Annotated in this window: 24 protein-coding genes; all 24 read right to left on the bottom strand. The window is 34.8% G+C overall.

The genetic code is table 11. From position 1 onward, the window contains the following. Window positions 1-15: 15 nt before the first annotated feature. The 24 genes from MKY80_RS03135 to MKY80_RS03020 all read right to left on the bottom strand — a co-directional run bounded on the left by MKY80_RS03135 (window position 16) and on the right by MKY80_RS03020 (window position 20,433). On the bottom strand, window positions 16-708 hold the full coding sequence (locus MKY80_RS03135) for a PIG-L family deacetylase (RefSeq protein WP_342531963.1): 693 nt from the start codon (window positions 706-708) through the stop codon (window positions 16-18). Then, a complete protein-coding gene (locus tag MKY80_RS03130) occupies window positions 705-1,406 on the bottom strand; it encodes a methionyl-tRNA formyltransferase (RefSeq protein WP_342531961.1) in 702 nt (233 codons plus the stop codon). Before MKY80_RS03130 ends, MKY80_RS03135 begins: the two co-directional genes overlap by 4 nt. After that, the gene (gene pseH, locus MKY80_RS03125) at window positions 1,403-1,954 is read right to left on the bottom strand and encodes a UDP-4-amino-4,6-dideoxy-N-acetyl-beta-L-altrosamine N-acetyltransferase (RefSeq protein WP_342531959.1); all 552 of its coding nucleotides are present in this window, start codon (window positions 1,952-1,954) and stop codon (window positions 1,403-1,405) included. Before pseH ends, MKY80_RS03130 begins: the two co-directional genes overlap by 4 nt. 44 nt (window positions 1,955-1,998) lie before the next feature. Next, window positions 1,999-3,003 (bottom strand): UDP-2,4-diacetamido-2,4,6-trideoxy-beta-L-altropyranose hydrolase, encoded by a 1,005-nt coding sequence (gene pseG, locus MKY80_RS03120; RefSeq protein ID WP_342531957.1) that lies wholly within the window; start codon window positions 3,001-3,003, stop codon window positions 1,999-2,001. 8 nt (window positions 3,004-3,011) lie between these two features. Continuing rightward, entirely contained in the window at window positions 3,012-3,737 is a 726-nt protein-coding gene (locus MKY80_RS03115; RefSeq protein WP_342531955.1) for a glycosyltransferase family protein, read from the bottom strand. Beyond that, a complete protein-coding gene (gene pseC, locus MKY80_RS03110) occupies window positions 3,734-4,891 on the bottom strand; it encodes a UDP-4-amino-4,6-dideoxy-N-acetyl-beta-L-altrosamine transaminase (RefSeq protein WP_342531953.1) in 1,158 nt (385 codons plus the stop codon). The genes MKY80_RS03115 and pseC overlap by 4 nt, the downstream gene beginning before the upstream one ends. 37 nt (window positions 4,892-4,928) lie before the next feature. Next, window positions 4,929-5,900, bottom strand: a complete 972-nt coding sequence (gene pseB / locus MKY80_RS03105; RefSeq protein ID WP_342531951.1) for a UDP-N-acetylglucosamine 4,6-dehydratase (inverting) — start codon at window positions 5,898-5,900, stop codon at window positions 4,929-4,931. Between the two features lie 257 nt (window positions 5,901-6,157). Next, window positions 6,158-6,481: a hypothetical protein gene (locus tag MKY80_RS03100; protein ID WP_342531948.1), complete on the bottom strand. Its 324-nt coding sequence runs from the start codon at window positions 6,479-6,481 to the stop codon at window positions 6,158-6,160. Between the two features lies 1 nt (window position 6,482). Beyond that, the gene (locus MKY80_RS03095) at window positions 6,483-8,168 is read right to left on the bottom strand and encodes a 6-hydroxymethylpterin diphosphokinase MptE-like protein (protein ID WP_342531946.1); all 1,686 of its coding nucleotides are present in this window, start codon (window positions 8,166-8,168) and stop codon (window positions 6,483-6,485) included. 188 nt (window positions 8,169-8,356) lie between these two features. After that, entirely contained in the window at window positions 8,357-9,166 is an 810-nt protein-coding gene (locus MKY80_RS03090) for a flagellin (RefSeq protein WP_342531944.1), read from the bottom strand. 182 nt (window positions 9,167-9,348) lie between these two features. After that, window positions 9,349-9,567, bottom strand: coding sequence for a carbon storage regulator CsrA (csrA, locus tag MKY80_RS03085; RefSeq protein WP_036225876.1), 219 nt, complete (start codon window positions 9,565-9,567; stop codon window positions 9,349-9,351). Beyond that, window positions 9,567-10,010 carry a flagellar assembly protein FliW gene (gene fliW / locus MKY80_RS03080; protein ID WP_342531941.1) on the bottom strand — a complete coding sequence of 148 codons (444 nt, stop codon included), beginning with the start codon at window positions 10,008-10,010 and terminating at the stop codon, window positions 9,567-9,569. The genes csrA and fliW overlap by 1 nt, the downstream gene beginning before the upstream one ends. Before the next feature lie 14 nt (window positions 10,011-10,024). Next, the gene (locus MKY80_RS03075; protein WP_328203278.1) at window positions 10,025-10,588 is read right to left on the bottom strand and encodes a DUF6470 family protein; all 564 of its coding nucleotides are present in this window, start codon (window positions 10,586-10,588) and stop codon (window positions 10,025-10,027) included. 60 nt (window positions 10,589-10,648) lie between these two features. Then, a complete protein-coding gene (flgL, locus tag MKY80_RS03070; RefSeq protein WP_036167117.1) occupies window positions 10,649-11,551 on the bottom strand; it encodes a flagellar hook-associated protein FlgL in 903 nt (300 codons plus the stop codon). Window positions 11,552-11,615: 64 nt separating this feature from the next. Then, window positions 11,616-13,208 (bottom strand): flagellar hook-associated protein FlgK, encoded by a 1,593-nt coding sequence (gene flgK / locus MKY80_RS03065; RefSeq protein ID WP_036225865.1) that lies wholly within the window; start codon window positions 13,206-13,208, stop codon window positions 11,616-11,618. A 16-nt stretch (window positions 13,209-13,224) separates the two neighbouring features. After that, window positions 13,225-13,725, bottom strand: coding sequence for a flagellar protein FlgN (locus tag MKY80_RS03060; protein ID WP_342531932.1), 501 nt, complete (start codon window positions 13,723-13,725; stop codon window positions 13,225-13,227). 27 nt (window positions 13,726-13,752) lie between these two features. Beyond that, entirely contained in the window at window positions 13,753-14,013 is a 261-nt protein-coding gene (flgM, locus tag MKY80_RS03055) for a flagellar biosynthesis anti-sigma factor FlgM (protein WP_036123292.1), read from the bottom strand. Between the two features lie 121 nt (window positions 14,014-14,134). Continuing rightward, window positions 14,135-14,548 (bottom strand): TIGR03826 family flagellar region protein, encoded by a 414-nt coding sequence (locus tag MKY80_RS03050; RefSeq protein WP_008178864.1) that lies wholly within the window; start codon window positions 14,546-14,548, stop codon window positions 14,135-14,137. A gap of 79 nt (window positions 14,549-14,627) precedes the next feature. After that, window positions 14,628-15,218 (bottom strand): ComF family protein, encoded by a 591-nt coding sequence (locus MKY80_RS03045; protein ID WP_008178866.1) that lies wholly within the window; start codon window positions 15,216-15,218, stop codon window positions 14,628-14,630. After that, window positions 15,215-16,600 (bottom strand): DEAD/DEAH box helicase, encoded by a 1,386-nt coding sequence (locus MKY80_RS03040; RefSeq protein WP_342531928.1) that lies wholly within the window; start codon window positions 16,598-16,600, stop codon window positions 15,215-15,217. Before MKY80_RS03040 ends, MKY80_RS03045 begins: the two co-directional genes overlap by 4 nt. A 45-nt stretch (window positions 16,601-16,645) precedes the next feature. Beyond that, window positions 16,646-17,488, bottom strand: a complete 843-nt coding sequence (locus MKY80_RS03035; protein ID WP_008178870.1) for a DegV family protein — start codon at window positions 17,486-17,488, stop codon at window positions 16,646-16,648. Window positions 17,489-17,733: 245 nt separating this feature from the next. Next, window positions 17,734-18,285, bottom strand: a complete 552-nt coding sequence (locus MKY80_RS03030) for a DUF3225 domain-containing protein (protein WP_342531926.1) — start codon at window positions 18,283-18,285, stop codon at window positions 17,734-17,736. 294 nt (window positions 18,286-18,579) lie between these two features. Next, window positions 18,580-19,254: a response regulator transcription factor gene (locus tag MKY80_RS03025; RefSeq protein ID WP_008178876.1), complete on the bottom strand. Its 675-nt coding sequence runs from the start codon at window positions 19,252-19,254 to the stop codon at window positions 18,580-18,582. Between the two features lie 30 nt (window positions 19,255-19,284). Next, window positions 19,285-20,433, bottom strand: a complete 1,149-nt coding sequence (locus MKY80_RS03020) for a sensor histidine kinase (RefSeq protein WP_008178877.1) — start codon at window positions 20,431-20,433, stop codon at window positions 19,285-19,287. Window positions 20,434-20,569 lie beyond the last annotated feature (136 nt).

The following is a 20,569-nucleotide window of genomic DNA, read 5'->3' as shown; positions in this document are numbered from 1 at the left end:
ATCAACAATCCTCTCTTAATCTATTATTTTTCTTCCTAACATAAAAGCTTCTGCCGCTTCAACTCCAATGTTAGAACCTCTCCATCTAGATAAATGCTCTAATGCTCTTATTGATCTAGCATGTGGCCAATCGCGCATTTCATATTCATATGCCTCTAATGCTTTCAGTTTCCTATCTAAAGTCTCACTAATGTTTACATACCAATCTGGTTGAAATGAAGGTGCAGACCCGTGCGTCATCCACTCAGTACTCGAAGCAGTTTCAAAGAAAAGTAAGTCTTGTACTCTATGATTTCCTGGTATTGGCCTAACTGCTGTCAATACTGCCCGATGAATTTGTTGATGATCGACATTTACATCACCAATATGATGTGTATATATTACATCTGGTTTATATTCATTTATTATTTCCTCAACTTTCTTAACAATGTCCAACAAATCAAGCCCATCCATACGATTGTCAGGAAAATCTAATAACTGAACTTTACTTACACCTAAAATTTCATTTGCTTTAAGTGCAGCTTTATGTAATATTTCAAATTCTTCATTATGAATATCTCTATTTCTTTTTAAATCTCTACTAGTAATTCCTTCAGCCAATATTATTGAATTAACCTCGTCTCCTTGAATTACATGTCGTGCCATAGTCCCTCCACAACCTAATACCTCATCATCTGGATGCGCAGCTATTACAATAACTTTTTTCATAAATTTTCTCCTTTCTTTTTAATTCTAACATCAGCTAAAATTTCATTCCCCTTAAATGATGGTCTACTAAACTCTAACTTAAAATGATCAATTTCAATATATGCCTTCGGGTATCCTTCAGCATCTAACATTCTTATATAATCAAAAATTTTATTTAATTCTTCAATCTCCATAATATTACTGTCTTCAGGTTTCCGTCGTTTAAAAGTAGTAACTTCACCTGATTGAATAATAGGTACAGGATTATTTTTAATAATGATTTCTATCATGTCTTGTATTATATCTGCTGCACGCAAATAAATTTCTTCGGCATTACCATAAAGACTGAACGGTACTTTTAAATATATTGGTCCAGAGTCTAATTCTTCTTCACATTTTAACGCCGAAATTTTAGTACTGTATATTTCATTAGCTATCAAATTTTGTAATGGTGATCCTCCCCTTCCAAAAGGTAAATCAGTCATATGGAAAATAATACACTCATAATCTGTGTAAATCTTTTTTGGAATAATATAAGACCAATGAGGAAAAAAAATATATTTAGGCTTAATTTTTTCTAAAAATTCACAAGTTAATTGTTTTTCGTTTTCTATTTTATAAAAATTAACATCATGAATTTTATTTTTTAAATTCAACTCAATTTTTTCATAAGTTTGTTTAGAATATGCAATAACTATATTCAAATCAGAATCACTCATTTCAAATTTTTCAATAATATTTTTTTTATTACATCGCTATGTAATAACCATTTCTCTTTAGTAATACTGTATTTGTATATATCAAATTTTTCATTACCTTTAGTGAATCCACTTTCAAATCTAGCATCTAATAAAAAACCTAATTTTTCATGAAATTTCCTACTTGCAATATTATACTCAATGACTTCTGCAGTTAGTTTTTCAAAGCATTCCATTTTAAATAAATACTCTAGGGCAAGATATCCAAGAATTAATCCGTTTCCCTTTTTATTTATTGGATTTCCTATATAAAAACTCCAACTACAGGTTTTTTTATTATCAATATCGTTAAAAATTACTACACCAACAGGAATATCTTTATAATACAATACATTGGGAATACTCCTTTTAGTCTCAATAATAGTATTGTACCAGCTTAAATGTTCTTCCCATGTAATAATATCACTCTTATACATTAATCTACGTATCTCTTCTCTATTTCTCCAATCCAGTACAAGATGTAAAATTTCTGGTGTCATATCTTTTAATTTATATCCTAAAAAATTCATATAATTCACCCCTTCTGTTTAATTTTTATAAATCTTTTGAAATATTAAAAATTACGATTCATTTCATTTAGAATATTGTTATTAATAATCAATTCATATAATGACCGATAAATATTCATTGAAGAAACATTCTTTGATTCTCCAATAATTTTTATAACACCTAGTTTTTCGACATCCATCGAAACTTTTTTTTGATTTTCAGCAATAATAATGACAAGCGAGGGCAGTTTCATTAATATACGCTCCCAAGTCGTCGCTCCACCACCACCAATTGCTAAATCTGCTTGTGCCATTAATTCTGCTATATTACTCACTTGGCAATAATAATGGGTATTTTCAATTCCGTCACATAGTTGTTTGATTTTCAATTTATTTGGATTTGAATTTCCTACAACTACATCTACAACTAATTTATATTGCTCTATAATTGACTTAATTGCCAAAAGAACTTTTTCTGTCTCATTGGTTGGATCACTTCCACCGAAGAAAATAAATATACGTTCAACTTTTCCATTAAAAGGTTTGATATGCTTTTTTGCTTCTATAAATTCATCTCTTAACAAAGCATGACTTGGTCCTAGTAGCATTTTAGCGGAAGAAGGAACTAACCCTTCATACCTTGTTTCCATATCCGAATAAAAATTTTGATCCAGTAATAAATCACAATCATGTTTACGATTTGCTAAGTCATCAATAACCATTATATTCTTAACAAATGGTCGAACTAAATGTTCCCATTTAACATCAATTGAGTAATGATCAATAATCAGTTTTTTCACATTGTATTGTTTTAAAATCTCAATTGTCTCATAAGCATCTTTCTCCCAGTATTCGGTCACAAAATTCCATAATGAACCATAACAAGGAGGCAAAGTATAAACAACAAACCCTTGTTGTTCTATTAATGTTATACATTCACCCTCTGCACCTCTACAAATAAAAGCTACCTGTTGCCCATCTTTTTTTAACCTGTGCGCTAATGTTAAACAACGCATGACATGTCCAGTGCCAATTTCAACTGAGGCATCCACTCTAATAAATGTATCCATATTATCACCTATAACTTCTTTTGTTCAATATGAGCGTTAATATAAAACCAATCTGGATTAGCTTCCATTAGATTTACTGTATCATGTAGAGTAAATTGAGGATTTTTGAAAAAAAGCTTTTCAATTATATTTTTAATTAGCTGAAAATCTTCCTCTGTATCCACTGTCCATCGATATTTACTATAATCCACTTCATTTTGGACACTACCTACTTTAAAAACATCAGGATTCGTATAAAAATAAGCAGTGACATGTTCACGATCCCTTGCTAACGTAGCTTCATTGTAAGCCTTCTCTAAAGCTGCAAATGTAAATACTTCCGTATCTAAACCTCTTGGATATGTTCTTTCTACTGTATTTGATACATATTCAAAATTATTATCCATAAAATTCCATATCGTTTTATCAACCACTTGCACATCAATTATTGGACAATCAGAAGTAATTCGGACTATTACATCTGCTTTAAATGTTTTAGCTGTCTCATAATATCTAGCCAACACGTCTTCTTCTGATCCTCTAAACCACAAAATATTATTTTTTTTGCAAAACTCTACTATTAAATCATCTTTTTCATCAATGGTAGTTGCTATTACTAAATCATTTATATAATTACTTTGCTGTAAACGCTCTAGTTGATATGATAATAAAGATCTACCATTCACTTTTTTTAGGATTTTCCCAGGTAGACGAGTTGAACCCATCCTTGCTTGAATAATAGCTACGATTCTCATTTTTTCACCTTTTCTAATTCCATAATCACTGAATCGATTACATCCATTACATCCGCATTAGACATTTTAGGGAATAATGGTAAGGTAATAATTGCTTCATATAGTTCTTCTGCTTTAGGCATAGACACTTTAACATACCCTAATTCCTGATAATATGACAAAGTATGTACTGGAATATAGTGTACATTCACACCAATATTTTGAGCTAATAATGCCTCAAAAATTTCTTTTCGAGTTACACTTATATTTTCTAAATTTAATTTAATAATATAAAGATGCCAACTTGAATTACCATCTACATGCTGGATTGGTGTAAATAAACATTCATTATTCTTAAACGCTTCATTATATAATTGAGCAATTTCACAGCGACGTGCTACAAATTGATCTAGCTTCTTTAGCTGACTAATCCCAAGAGCCGCTTGAATATCTGTCATTCGATAATTGAACCCTAAAAACTGCATATCATAATACCAAGGACCATCTATTTTTGAAAGATTGCATGCATCTCTTGTTATTCCATGAGAACGAAATTGTATAAGTTTTTTATAAAGAGCTTCATTATTAGTTGTTATAACGCCACCTTCACCTGTGGTTACGTGTTTTACTGGATGAAAGCTGAACATTGTCATATCACTTAAGGCACCTATTTTTTCTCCTTTATATCTAGCTCCTAGTGCATGTGCTGCATCCTCAATGACAATTAAGTTATGTTTCTTCGCAATATCATGGATTTCTGCCAACTGCACGGGTTGACCTGTAAAATGAACAGGGATAATAGCCTTTGTATTCGGTGTAATTTTTTTTTCAATTTCCAAAGGATCAATGTTATATGTATCTTCTATAATATCCGCAAAAACAACTGTACCACCTACATAACGTACACAATTTGCACTTGCTGCAAAAGTGATTGGTGTAGTAATAACTTCATCTCCTTCTCCAATACCTGCAGCAAAGCATGCTCCGTGAAGTGCTGCCGTTCCATTTGAAAATGCTACAGCATATTTTGAACCAACATATTTTGCCACGCATTCTTCAAATTTCGAAATTGTTGGACCAGTTGTTAAGTAACTACCCTTTAATACGTTCACCACAGCTTGTATATCCTCATCATCTAACCATTGTTGTCCATACGGTAAATATGTATCTCTCATTCTTATCACTCCCCGAAAGAAAAAATGCAGTCTGAGACTACATTTCTTCTACTAAATCTTTTAATTGTTCAATAGTTAACCATTCGGTATTATTATCACTTGTGTAAGCAAATCCATCAGATAAAGCTTTCCCACCATTTAATTGTTCTTTAGCAAACCAAGCAAGTTCAGGTTGGATAACATAGTAATCATCAAACTCTAATGTATGACGAGCATCATCTTCCATAATCATTGCTTCATGTAATTTCTCACCAGGACGAATCCCGATCACTTCTATTTCACATTCAGGTCCAATCGCTTTTGCTAAATCTGTAACTTTCATACTTGGAATTTTCGGCACAAAAATTTCTCCACCATACATTCGCTCTAAATTATCTAATACAAATTGCACTCCCTGACCAAGGGTAATCCAAAAACGTGTCATACGTGCATCAGTAATAGGTAACTTACCTGTATATTTAATCTTCTTAAAGAATGGTACTACGCTACCACGACTTCCTACTACGTTGCCATAGCGTACAACAGCAAATCGTGTTTTCTTTTCTCCTACGTAAGCATTGGCTGCGACGAATAATTTATCTGATGCTAGTTTTGTCGCACCATATAAATTAACAGGGCTACATGCTTTGTCTGTAGAAAGCGCAATTACCTTCTCTACTCCACGATCAATTGCTGCTTCAATAATATTTTGAGCACCATGAATGTTCGTCTTAACCGCCTCAAATGGGTTATATTCACATGCATCGACATGTTTCATAGCTGCTGCATGGATAACAATATCCACACCATCAAATGCACGATACAAACGGTCCTTATCACGAACATCACCAATAAAGAAGCGAATGCGTTCATCTTGAAAATCTTGCTTCATTTCATATTGTTTTAGCTCATCACGACTAAAAACAATAATCTTTTTTACACCTAATGTAAGTGCTTTTCCGATAAATTTTTTACCAAAAGAGCCTGTACCCCCTGTTACTAATACCACTTTATCTTTTAAAACACTCATTGTATTTCTCCTTATCTATGTATCATATAAATATTATATCGGACAAATTTAGCGTATTTCTACATTTGAGAAATAAATATAATAATTTAATATGATGTCCATTTTTATTTATACTAATTTAATTTTTAGCCTATGTTCTTAACCATTCTTTCCATACCAAATAATTTAATTTAATAGAAAATAAGAAAAACACTTTTGAATTTTAATTGAACATTCAAAAAGTGTTTTTAATAACCTATCGCTAATTATTACTAATTTCAAGCTACTATTTTTTCAAAATATGGCAAGACTTCATATTCAAAAATATCAGCTACAAGGACAAAATCCTGTTTTTCTAAACCTTCATTGATAAGATTTAAATATTCATCCAATTGATTTCTATCTAAATTCGTATTGACCCCTTGGTCAGTTAAAATTTCTTCCATTTGTTTAATCCAAGTAATACCTTCTGAAAAATTCAGGATTTCATTTAATGCCATGGGAATTTTATCAGTTCTTAAATTATCTGCAATATATTGTATTCCTGCTGGTAGTTTTGCTACATATTTAAAATATTCATCTACAATCTCTGTTTTATTCATGTTAACACCCTCCGAATTCATCTAATGCAACTCTAGTAAATTTTAAAGATTTTTCAGTTGCCTCTAACAGATTTTCATAAAGATACATATTTTGTTTATGTATTTGTTTGAAATTATCAATTCTCTCACTTTGTTTTTTATCCGTAGTCATTCGCATTACATCCATAGTAATTGGATCAACAATTCTTTCCATTATAACTTGTGGATAATACTCCTTCAATTTTGAATCTATTTTATCTAATTTTTTTAAAGTACTAGTTGTAAAGATAGTATTATTTCTCTCTTCTTTTAAAAGATGAATTGCATCCACTAGTAATTTTTTTATTTTTAAATAGACTTGTATTTCTTGATTCATAAATTCTTTATAATTTGCTTCGTTATCATTTATATAATTCTGAAATTCCAACTTAGTAAGTTTATTTGTTATATTAATATAACTTTCACAAAATGCTACGAAATCTATTTGTGGCATACCATTAATCTTTACACCACCTTCAGTACAATTATAGATTTTATGATGATGCTGTAAGTTTTGATATAATTTTTCTAAACTTTTTCTCATACTATTAAACTGGTGATTCGTCTTTACAGTTTCACCATAGTAACCTTCTACTTCAAATGTCAGATCTTTCTTAAAAAAATCATCTGTTAACTCACTGTAATGGTTATTATTTTCTGCATGGGATTTATTATTAGTAAATGCAAGATCTTGTCCAATGATTGCTATAGGTCCCGAACTAATTTTACTTGCAATTTCTAATGCAGTAATAGCAACTGTACCACCAGTTGATAGCATTGGTAAATCTTTACCTAGACCTTCTTTAATACGTTTATGAATACTATCTTCTCCATAAAAACAAAAGCTATAGCGGTTTCCTTGAAAATCTCTTTCTATTTTCCATGCATTCCCTAATCCATAAATTAAATCAAAATCATAACATTTAATGTTTTTAAAGTGTAAATAGTTACTTTCTCCACCATCCATTGTTACTACATAGTCAGGAATAATGTCTGCGGCCAATAAAGAATTAATTGTAGAACCAGCACTTATTATCAAACATTTATCTTTAATCTTTTTTAACAATGATAATTGTTTCGTTAAGGAAGGTCCTCCCGAAGCTAGAATTACAGGGCAATCATACTTATTATAGAGTGCTTTTAAACTATTATCTTTATTAACGTAGTATAAATTCATAATGTAATTTTCTTGCCATAAATCGCCAAAAAATCTTATGGTATTTTCATTTACTATATCTTCAATTTGAACATGACGAATAAAATCTAGAAATTCTTTATATTCTCTGTCAAAAATTTTATCATAATTAGGTGAGAGTAGAATATTGACCTTACGATCAAATTCAGCAATATAATCTTCTGAACGCTTACAAAAGTCTTGTAAATCAGTAAAAATTCCTTCAATATTATCCTTATTTTTAATATTTAAACTACTAAATAAAGGATCGTAAACCAAAATACCTGTATTCCCATACTTGTTTACAATAGTATTAGCTATGTACCCTAGGCCATAGCCAAATAATATATTTAAATATCCTTCTTTATAGTTATTATTTATGTATTTTTCAGCCTCTGCTTCTGGATTGTAATTACTATGTAAAAAATATCCATTCACTTTTGCATTAGGCTTATTATTTCTTGTTTGTAAATAAATTATATCTAAATCTTCCATAAAGTCGTCTCCTTGCTTTACTTAGTAAGACTATCCTGATAAAAGCACTTTTAGTAGTATTCTTTAGAAAAATAATATACTACCTCTTTGTTTATATCGGTATAAAAAAGGATTTTTAAATTTTTTATTAAAAAAAGCTTGAACGAGGACTCGTTCAAGCTTTTAATATTATTCTAAATGTTAGTCAATTATTGTAATAATTGAAGTACACCTTGTGGTTGTTGATTAGCTTGAGCTAACATAGACTGAGCAGCTTGCATTAAGATATTGTTCTTAGTGAAGCCCATCATTTCTTTCGCCATGTCAGTGTCACGGATACGTGATTCAGCAGCTGTTAAGTTTTCAGAAGTTGCACCTAAGTTATTGATAGTGTGCTCTAAACGGTTTTGAACAGCACCTAAATCAGAACGTTGTGAAGAAACTGATTCTAAAGCGTCGTTGAAGTTTTTGATAGCTTTGTCAGCTTTTGTTTGAGTATCAATTGAACCCGTAATTTTCAGACCTTTTGTATCCATTGTACTAATTTGTAATGTAATCGCTTGTCCATCATTAGCACCGATATGGAATTTTTTACCTGAAAAAGTACCATCTAATAAGTTTTGAGTATTGAACTCAGTGTTTTTAGCGATACGGTCGATTTCTGATTTTAATGCTGTTACTTCTTTGTTAAGTGCTGTACGGTCTGCAGTTACGTTTGTATCGTTTGCAGATTGTACTGCTAATTCACGCATACGTTGTAGGATTGCGTGAGTTTCGTTAAGAGCACCCTCAGCAGTTTGGATTAAAGAGATAGAGTCTTGAGCGTTTTTAGTAGCCATATCAAGACCACGGATTTGTCCGCGCATTTTTTCAGAGATTGCTAAACCAGCAGCGTCATCGCCCGCACGGTTTACTTTGTAACCAGAAGATAATTTCTCAAGGTTTTTAGAAGCTTGAGTGTTGTTGAAAGTAAGGTTACGGTGTGTGTTTAAAGCTGAAATGTTGTGTTGAATTCTCATTTGGAATTCCTCCTTGAATGTTTGTTTTGTTATTCCACATCCGTGTGGAATTTAGGAATAGGTAGTATGTTTGTACTTCCTGCCCCTTACAAACTATATATCGTAATTAGTTGGAAATGTTTAATAGTTTTTTAGAAATTTTTTTATTTTTTTATGTAATAGTTTTAAACAACTTATATCTCTTATTTTTTCTTCAATTGCTCTAAAAAGTTTGTTGTTGAAGAAAGAGCTTCTTTATTTTGAGCTTGTATTGCTTGAAAAACTTCCGAACGATGTACTTTTACCGTTTTTGGGGCAACAATACCTAGCTTAATTTGCTCTCCTTCTACGGCTAAAATCTTTATTTCAATTTGATCACCAATCATGATTGACTCATCTTTTTTTCGCGAAAGGACTAGCATTATTTTGCACTTCCTTCCAATGACTGCATTGGGTAACGTAATGGATAGAATTTACTATCCTGAAGGACAATTTGTTTACCGCATTTTTTTTTCATATTAATGATTAAAGGTGCAAGTAAATTAATAGTTGAATCTTGGAGTGTATCCTTCATTGTTACTATAGAGTATGTTAACACATCCTCTTCCTTCTCTAAGTGTAGCTGCCCAAGATCCTCTTCACTTATATCAAAGCTATAATCTTTTTTGAAAGCGAAAGGGTATGCAACGACAAAACCAATTTCAGGCCGCTCAACTGATTGTAATATTGCTAACGGAAGGTCTGCATCAATTGGTAGCAATATAAATTTCCGCTCCTCCTCTAATCCTAGTAAGCCATGTTCAAATGTTAGGATATCCTGTTCAATAATTTCAACTTCTCCTAAAAATTTAGTAGCAATTTTCATTTTAAAACTCTCCTTTAAATGATGACATCGATGTCAACATCTGGTCTTTGTATCATTGTACCAGTTACTTTTCCTGGTGTGTATTCATGTATAGGTTTGTTCACTTTGGCGTCAATTACTGGTTCTCTTCGTTGAATATTGATATCCGTTGTACCTGGAGTGAAATTAATTTTGACGGATCCTACGGATGGTACAAATTTGACATTAAATTGTACACGATGTGGACCGTGGTTTTGCTGAGCGATATTTTGAATTACTGCACGCCCTTGATCTTTCCCTGAATTCTCCATAATTTGTCGTCCTTCTCTTGCTCTTCGTGCCATTCCTTTTAGCGCCTCTTGTTTCCCTTTTTCAGCGTAATTTGCACTTGATTCTAAGGGACCGATCATTCCTATGTCTCTTCTTGCCTGTGAGGAGTCAATCTTCAAAACACTTCTCGTTGTATTTATATCTAAAATAGCGGCTGGCTGTTCAATATGCTGTGTCGCTTTTGGTTGTTCAATATGCTGCTGAGGTTTACCAATATGAAGATCAATTTTGGCATCGATTGTACGAATTTGTATTTGTGGTAGCCTCACAATACTAGCTCTCCTTTCAAGAAAAGCGTTTGAACAAGGTGTCCAAACGCCTAAATGATATTAACGGATAAAATCCACTAGTGTTTGTTGAATAATTTTAGAACCTACTGAAAGTGCAGCCTGATGAATAGATTCATGTGTCACCATTTCAGTAATGGCCTTTGCATAGTCAACAGACTCATTATCTCTCAATTGTTTTGTTACGTTAACCTCACGTACACCCAAACGATTTTCCATCATTTCTACACGATTTTGCCGTGCCCCGATGTCTGCCTGTGCTTCTAAAACTTTATTATGCATGGCTGTAATATCATCATTTGTAGTAGATGAGGATACTCCACCTAGCATGCTAGCAATTTCTTCACCTGTTTTTGTTGGATCGCCTAATAAATCCGAAATTTTCCCCATCATATCATCTATATTATTAAATAGATCTTTCCCTGGTGTATTCACAGAAAGCTGGATACCATCATATATTTCTACTTTTACACTCTCTTGATTAGTATTTGGGTTTATGGCACCTCCTATAAACAAAGGCTCGTTTGTTCTAGTTCCACTAAATATGTAACTACCACCTATATTCGTATTCCCTACATCCTGTAATTGTTGGCGAATTTGGTCAATTTCTTTTTTTATTTTGTCTCGATCCTCAGATGTATTTGAATCAGTGGCCGCTTGAATAACCAGTTCACGAACTCGCTTCATCTGCTCACCAACCTGATTTAAAGATTCATCCGTCGAATCTAACCAGCTTCCTGCCGTAATCATATTACGAGTGTATTGCTCTACTTTAGCTAAATCTCGACGATAGCCCATACCCTTCACTGCAATAACTGGATCATCAGATGGACGAGTGATCTTTGAACCAGAATTGATTTGATCTTGGAGCTTAGACATTTTACCATAGCTGATATTTAAATTGCGTAGCATGTTACTTGATAGCATCGATTGTGTTACCCGCATGTTGTAAAAAACCTCCTTCTTGTTAGTTGGAGAAAATTGTCTCCATTAATTACTCTTTCTATTGTTATAATCCAACTCGGCCCATACCGTTAATAATTTTATCCAATGTTTCATCGACAACCGTAATCATACGTGCATTTGCATTATATGCTTGTTGGAAAGTAATCATATTTGTCATTTCTTCATCTAAAGAAACAGCACTTACAGAATCACGGCTTTTGAACACCATTTGAAGTTGGGATTCAGACGAGGCTGCTAAACGTAATGCTTCTTCACCATCTACACCAACTTTACCGACAATCGCTTGATAGAATGATTGTAAGCTTGCATTATCTATATCTGCATATAATTTATGCTGCATATTGGCAAGTTCATAAGCATTTTTACCATTTCCTTCTTCTGTCGGGTTAGACGATGCTGCTAAAAGATTAGGATTTTTTTTGATATCCTCATTAACCTTAATTCCACCAGCACCAGTTCCTTCAAAGAAAACGCCACCTGGTTTAGAAGCATTGATGATGTTTCCGTTCGCATCTTTTTCTTCAAGGGTATATCCTTTTGCATGCTGCGCATTGAATTCTTTAATAAATGCATTGGCTAATTGATCTAATTTTTGTAAAGTTTCTGGGTAGTATCCTTTAATATCGCCACCTGCACTTTGATAGCCAAAAGTATTAATTAGTGAAAGTAATTTCCCTTTTGATGCTTCAAAGTCTTGCTGTTTAATGGCTGTTTGTGTACTAGTGACAGCACCAGCTTCGTGTGCATCTAAAGATTCCAATCCTGTTAATTGTAATTCAGAGAAAGAATTTGTAATATCGTCGCCTGTCACCTTCGTGCCATTAGTACCCATTGCTGTAAATTGAGCGAAATCTTTACCGTTTACTAAATCTCTGACAACACCATCTGCGCCTTTAAATGTAATTTTTAAGCTGCCCTCTGCAACCTCTGATGCTAAACCACCAGAAGGAATACGTTCAATTGAAACCGGGATATATTCATTTAATTTATCGACTAACGTATCACGAACATCATATAAATCATTTGGTACATGTCCACTAGGTTCAACCTCTTGAATCTGTTTATTAACAGCAGCAATCTGCTTTAGGATGGTATTAATTTGGGTTGTTGAAACATTAAGTTCATTCCCAAGATTGCCCTGAATCATTTTTAATTGTTTATCAAGGTAATTAAAAGATTCAGCTAAGTGCTCCGCACGACTAATGGCTACTTGACGTGAAGCACCATCTGCAGGCTTTGTCGCAATATCTTGAAGACCCTTCCAGAACTGTTCGAAAGCTTTATCTAAACCAAATTCTGAAGGTTCATTCATAACATCCTCCATTTGGGCAATAGCATTTGTTCTAGATTCCCAATAACCTAACTTATTCGTCTCTTGACGATATTGACGGTCAATAAATTCACTGCGAATACGTTGAATTGAACTTGCTTCTACCCCAGTACCAAGATGACCTGGATAAGTTGGTTGGTTTAATCCAGCAGTAGGAAAACCAGGTGTTGCCTGCATGTTTACTCGCTGGCGTGAATAGCCTAATGTGTTGGCGTTGGAAATATTATGTCCTGTTGTGTATAAAGCTGTTTGTTGTACGAAGAGGCCACGTTTACTTGCTTCTAGCCCCATAAATGTTGAGCGCATGTTTCTTCCTCCTTTGTTAGGCTTGTGAATCGAAATATGATTTTTTTGCTATGTTATTTGTGCCGAGAACCTCGTTGCTAGAGTAATTCATTTGCTCTGTACGAGGTCTTACGGCATCTAATGTTAGGTTGACGATTTGTAGTGATTGGAACACGAGCTTTTGATTTAAGTCATTTTGTGTGCGTAGGTCATTGATAATTTGCAATAAGCGATCGCGAACTACTGATAATGTTGCTTTGTCCGTTTGTTGTTCAGCAACCTCGATGACGTCCGCAACAGTTGTTTTGTCAGTTGAAGCAAGTCCCTTTGCTTCAAGGTAGTCCGTTACCTGTTTCTGACGCTGTTGTTCGAGCTTATCGATGGCCGCTACGTGTGCCTGCTCATCCTTGAGCAATTGGTCTAGCGCTTCGATATCGCCAGCTTTAATGATCTCTGTTTTTTTGAAGGCTAGTTCAAGTAAGCTTTTATGCATTCTCTCTAGCATCGTTAATGTAGAATTAATCGCTTCTACAGACATTTCGCTATACACCCTTTCTGCTATACACTAGAAACGATAATATTTCAGCATATCCTCAGCTACTTTACGAGCATCGACTTTGTATTCTCCAGAATCAATGTCTTTTTTCAGCTGTTGAACACGGTCAGCTCGCTCCGTATTGTAGGTTGAAACGCTTTTCATGTCTTGAGCAGCTTTTGAAATTTCGATTTTATCTGCAAAAGATGTTTTGTTTGTATCGGATTTAACATTGCGAACCTGGTTTTTATAGGCGTTCACTGCATTAATTCCATAAGATGTAATTTTCATCTTGAAACCCCCCGTCTAAAAATCTTATCTTACTATTATTTCGGATTGTCTCACATAATGTTAAGTTTTCACATATAAAAAAGTGTGCTAATTTTGTTTAAAATTAACACACCTTCAATTATTAACGTTTTCGGTCTGCGTGATATGTGACACGATCGCGTTGCTCTACACTATCACGGAATTCCTTAGCCGCTTCAAAAGTACGTAAATCAGCTTTTAATTCATCCTGACATTTTGTGCAAAGCTTGCCTGTCGTCGTCAGATGACCACAGTTATCACATGGGTAGCCTAAGTTAGGAAACATAGCTGGTTGCAAGCGACCTTTACGCACCCATTTATATAATAGCTCTTCCTCTGCTCCCGTCGCTTCTACAATACGCTCCACTGTTGCAGCACGGTTCTCACGTTTACGTAGGAAGCGATATACGATTTGATACAGTTCTTCTTCTGATTGTGCACATTTATGACAAACTTCCCGTACCCCTGTATAATTAAAAAACTCATTACATTTTGGACAATTTCGAACCTCTGCCATCTACTTTTCCTCCTCTAACAAAATATCTTATCTACGCATACTAAACTCATCATCTATTATACATAATACATTGGAAAATTCATCCTTCAATTAATGTGAAGTATTGGACATTTTTTGCACCTGCTTGCATTAAAACATCTGCAGCATGCTGTAATGTAGTTCCTGTAGTTTTTATATCGTCAAATAGAAGGTAATCTTTATGCTCTACATTTGCGCCCTCCTTTAAACGAAAAAGCGGAGCTGCACGTAAGCGCTGTTCTCTATTTTTGGAGCCTTGTGCTTCTGTTGTGGTCTTTTCGAGCAGCTGAATATAGGGTATATTTGCTGCCGTTAATAATTCATTCGTATGAGAGAAGGTACGTTCCTGTTGTTTGAGGGGATGCATGGGAATCGGTAGAATCATGGCTTTTTCTTTATTGAAACGGGTATACAGCTCCTGCCGAAATACTTTTGCCAGAGCTACATCTTGTAGGAATTTAAATTGGTGTAAATAGTCTTTCATGGCCTCATTATATTGATAGAGTGCTGTAATGGACTGTGAATGCTCAAAGCGAGCAGTGCATCTTGTACATATAGTTGGAGTAAATTGCTTTATTAATAGCGTTTTCCAAGTAACTGAGGTTTTCAATAGCTGTGAGCATAATAAGCAATGCGATTCCGTTTTATTCATACGGGAAATCCTTTCTTATTATAAAAGAGGATTTTCGCACATGCCTCATCCATCTCTGTCGTGATGCCATGGTGAAAGAATATGATGTCCCCATTTGGATATTGATTATTTCGTCCGACTCGTCCAGCAATTTGAATGAGTGCACTTGCGGTAAATATGGAGGATTCTGCCCCAATAACTGCCACCTGTACATTACTAATGGTGATACCTCTCTCTAATATGGTGGTCGTTAAAAGTCCGGGTACTTCATTATTTCGTAGCATCTCTACTTTCTCTTTCCGATCCGGATCTTCTGCATGCACAGCAAGGATATTTTCATTTACTAGCTGAAATAGAGGCGCTGCTTTATGCATGAGGGCGATTGTAGGGAAAAACAGTAAGAAAGGTTCCTTTCGTTCAAGGCGTTCTTCCGTCCATTCTATTAACTTTTTAGGGATTTTTCCTTGTTTGAAGCTTTTATCGTACCCCCATAAAGCACGAAACTGAGGAACTGGTAATGGATGATTGTGAAAGCGTTTAGGGATGAAGGAATAGCTTTCATGTTGGAAGGCATTGAGTAATTTCTGTGATGGCGTTGCTGTAACAAATACGATAGGTGCCTCTTCCTTTTTGGCCTTTGTCACTGATCTTTGTAGAGTTTCATCTATAGTATAAGGAAAAGCATCTGCCTCATCTACGATCATGACATCAAAGGTGCTTTCAAATCGGTAGAGCTGATGAGTTGTGGCAATAATAAGCTGGGCATAAGCATTTTGCTTCGTTACCCCACCATATAATGCATGAATAACTGTCTTAGGGAATGCTTGTTGAAAGCGTGGATATAGCTCTAATACTACATCCGTGCGCGGTGTAGCAATACAAACACGCAAACCCCGTTTTAATGCATCATGGACAGTTGGAAAAAGCAACTCCGTTTTTCCTGCCCCACATACAGCATGAATAAGATGGGAGCGTTTTGCTTGTACACTTGCTAGCATTTCACTTGCAGCCTGCTGTTGGAGCTTTGTCAACTGCCCTGCCCACTTTAATGTATGCTTTCTCATTTTGATTACTCGAGGGCCTGTCCACAACATCAATTGCGTACAGCTACTCACCCTGCCCATACGAATACAATGTCGACAATATAAACATTGCTGCTGACATTTTGAACAATCGAATATCGTGAATAAATGTGGGTCTATATTGTGGCAACGATTGCATTTGGTGACGGGCGTCAATTCAATTCCTTCTATTATACGGAAGTAATTTTGCTTAATTGCTCGATCAGTATCTATAGTTGCAAATGGAGAATGATGCTTTAACCAAATACGGCCCTCATGAAAATCCCGTAAAGCTGGTGGTAATAGCCAACCTTTGTATCTCAAAATTCTCTCTCCTTTCATAGAAAAAAGCCTCTACAATTTCGTAGAGACTTTCATCGGTTACGTTTATTTTTTGGTCCAACCTAAGCCCATTGACCCTTCTCCTAAATGAGTACCAATAACAGGACCAAAATAGCTTAATTTAAAATTGACGTTCGGGTACGTTGCGGCTAATTGTTCTAGCCATTCTTGCGCTTCTGCTGGGCAATTGCCGTGAATGACCACAGCATCCATGGCATCATATTTTTTAGCATCCTCTGCTAGCAGTTCCTCCGCACGCTTTAAAGCTTTTTTACGTGTTCGGATTTTTTCGAAAGGAACAATTACCTTGTCCACAAAATGAAGGACAGGCTTCACTTGTAAAAGGCCACCGATTAAGGCTGCCGCAGAAGACAAACGCCCACCACGTTGTAAATGTGCTAAGTCGTCTACAATGAAGTAAGCACGAATATACTGCTGCATGTCCGCCAATGCTGCAAGTATTTCTTTGGCTGAATAGCCCTCTTTCGCCATTTCAGCTGCTCTTAAAACGTAAAAGCCTTGAACAGCACAGGATATTTCACTGTCAAAGGCATACACATCAATACCTTCCACCATTTCACCTGCCTGCACGGCACCTTGGTATGTTCCACTAATTCCACTCGATAGATGGATAGAAATAACCTCATCGTAATCCTTTGCTAGCTCATCGAAAAGAGCGACAAATTCTCCGATTGGAGGCTGTGTTGTTTTGGGGAATTCTTTGGCACCACGCACCTTATCATAAAATTCAGATGCTGTGATATCTACTTCTTCTGCAAATAATTGGCCTGAAATATTAACACTTAAAGGTATCATATGGATATTTAAGCGTGCACGTTCCTCAGCTGTATTATATGCAGTACTATCTGTTACGATTGCCGTCCTCATCTATGTCCACTCTCCTATGATTCATAGTTTACAATCTATTTCATCTTGGTGCAATTGTTGTTGGGTTTCTCACAGATTTTGAATGAAAACAAAAAAGAAATGAATGTGATGAAGGACGAACGTATATTTTACGTTTGGTCATTCGACAATGAGCTAGTAGCTAACTAGCCTCCATTTCACATTCATTTCCTATGTATAGTAGGCGTATCTTCACTCAATTCTATGTTGAATGAAGATCGCTCCTCTTAATTGCCTGTACTTGACTGTGAGTCATCGCCAATATAAAAGACGCTTGTTACTTTCCAATCATCATCTTCTTTGACAAAGACCGTTACCTGTCGTCCTGCGCTTTCATGCTCAACATTTGTTTCGAGTTGAAGAGAATGCATTTTGATATTGGCAAATACTTGAGCTTCTTCTGACCCGTATTTGGCAATCGTTACATTTTCGACGTCACGCTTTATATCAAATTGATCGAACACTTCCGTTGCATATGTTTTTTCTTCATCATATTTAAAACCCTTTGGATTTTTCGAAATCGTTTTCATATAGCGGTCGATTTCCTCCGCATTTAGGGCTGCAATATATTCATCGAAAGAAGCTAAAATAGCTTTTTCATCTGCTGCTGGTACGTTTTCTGCTTTTTCTACATTACCGCCCATCATCTCAAAGCCAACGGTACCATCCTCTATTACCTTTTCTCGATCGTCATCACTAATCTTCTCTTCTTTATTACCACATGCAGTTAAAGTGAATACAAATAAAATTAAAACTGCTAGAAAACTTTTCTTTAACATCACAAAACCTCCCGCGCATATTGTAGCATATAAATGCTGTCGTAGGAATTTTGTTGTGCTTTTTCAACATTTAGGTGCTACATCTTCCTTATGACGCATTCGGCAGTAAAATGTTGCATGATCTGACAGTTTCCATATTTAATACCTACTAACAGGACGAAGAGCAATGTTACAAATTTGTGAAAGGCAATCCAATATCTTTAACAGGCCATTCAAATAGTTACTAAAAAACAATAAAAAACTGTTTTAAAAACTACTTCTATACAAAGTAGCTTTTAAAAACAGTTTTAACAATTATCGTACTTCAACCCAACCATTTTTAATGGCTGTTACAACGGCTTGTGTACGGTCATTCACATTCATTTTTTGTAAGATGCTTGATACATGGTTTTTAACTGTTTTTTCTGAGATAAACAGTGTCTCACCAATTGTACGGTTTGATTGACCATCTGTTAATAGCTGTAATACTTCACATTCACGTTTCGTTAATAAATGGAATGGACGGCGAATTTCCGTTTGGTGGAAGTTACCTTTATTTTCGTGTTCTGAAAGTCTCTTGAACTCTGCCACTAAATTTTTTGTTACTTTTGGATGTAAGTAAGATCCACCGTTTGCAACAACTTTAATAGCCTCCACGATTTCATCTGCATCCATTTCTTTTAGCATATAGCCAAGAGCGCCTGATTTTAATGCATGTGTCACATATGTTTCATCATCATGGATGGAAAGCATAATGACCTTCGCATCTGGAAATTCATTAATTAACTCCGATGTTGCTTCTACGCCATTTTTCCCTGGCATGTTAATATCCATCAGTACTACATCTGGTTCGTTTTCAGCGTATAACGTCACCACATCAGTACCATCGTCACCTTCTGCTACTACGTCAAACGTATCTTCAAAATCTAAAATACGTTTTACTCCTTCGCGGAATAGCTGGTGATCGTCTACAATAATAATCTTTGTCATTTGTCTTTACCCCCTAAATTTCTGCAACAGTTACTTTACTTCTAACGGAATTTTAAATAACACCGTTGTACCTCGGTTGATCTCACTAGTAATAGTAATTGTACCATTTAAAATTTCAATTCGTTCTTTCATTCCTAAAATCCCAAAGGAATGATCTTTCACTACTTGTTGGTCAAAGCCTATACCATCATCTTTCACAACGATATTAACAGCATTTTTTAACCACTCAAGCTTTACCCAAATGTCTTTACATTTTCCATGCTTCATGGCATTTGTTACGCACTCTTGCACTAGTCGGAAAATGGATACTTCGTAATTGGAAGGTATACGTTTTTCTGTACTTCTCGATTGGAAATGAATGTCGACACCTGGATTATATTCAGTGACTGTTGATAAATACTTCTTTAATGTCGGAATAATTCCCAAATCATCAAGTGCCATTGGTCGTAGATCATAAATAATACGTCGCACCTCAGATAATGCGTTTCGCACCGTTTTCTTTAAATCAGCAATTTCTGCTAATGCATTTTCTATGCCTTTTTCACGATACGTTCTATCTATTAAATCAGTGCGCATTAGTACATTTGCAAGCATTTGAGCAGGTCCATCATGAATCTCTCTGGACAAACGCTTACGCTCCTCTTCTTGAGCTGCAATAATACGTATCCCAAAATCTTGCTTCATTTTTGCTTGTTCAAGCGCTAAACCAACATTTTTTAAATCTGAAGTTAAGTAATTCAAAACGACATTTACCTGATTGACAATATGATCAGCACGTTCAATCGTATCGAGTAATCCTCTTAATCTTCTCTCTAGATCATCTCTTTTATCGCGTAGCTGTTTTTCTTGCGTTCTAATAACGGAGAGCTTTACTTGAAAATCATGTGCAGTTTCATATGCTTCTCTAACTTGTTCTTCGGTATAATTATCAAAAGCTTTACTTACTAAGACAAGTCTTTGTTTAGCAAGCTGCGTACTTTTTTCCAATGCATCGCCTTCATCAATTACAATTGATATTTGTTTTCGAACAATTTCTAGCTCTTTTTGCATATCTTCAAAGCTTCTACGGCTTTGTTCGCTTATAATAAAGATATCATCCTTCGAGCTCATGATTGTATCTAACATTCGATTAAAAATGTCATCAAGCGACTTTAAATCGAAGGTATCATTTGAAAACATACTATACTCCCCAGTCTAATGTCTTATGATTACTTACTATTTTAATAGACCAAATTCTTATATTCCATAGTCTACACCTATTATAGCATTACCATGCTAAAATTTAATGCTTTTTCTTTACGAAAATTATAGAATA

The sequence above is a fragment of the Lysinibacillus sp. FSL R5-0849 genome, from assembly GCF_038595075.1.
GTDB lineage: Bacteria > Bacillota > Bacilli > Bacillales_A > Planococcaceae > Lysinibacillus > Lysinibacillus fusiformis.
The sequence above is the reverse complement of the archived record's forward strand: the minus strand, read 5'-3'. Positions and strand labels throughout refer to the sequence as shown.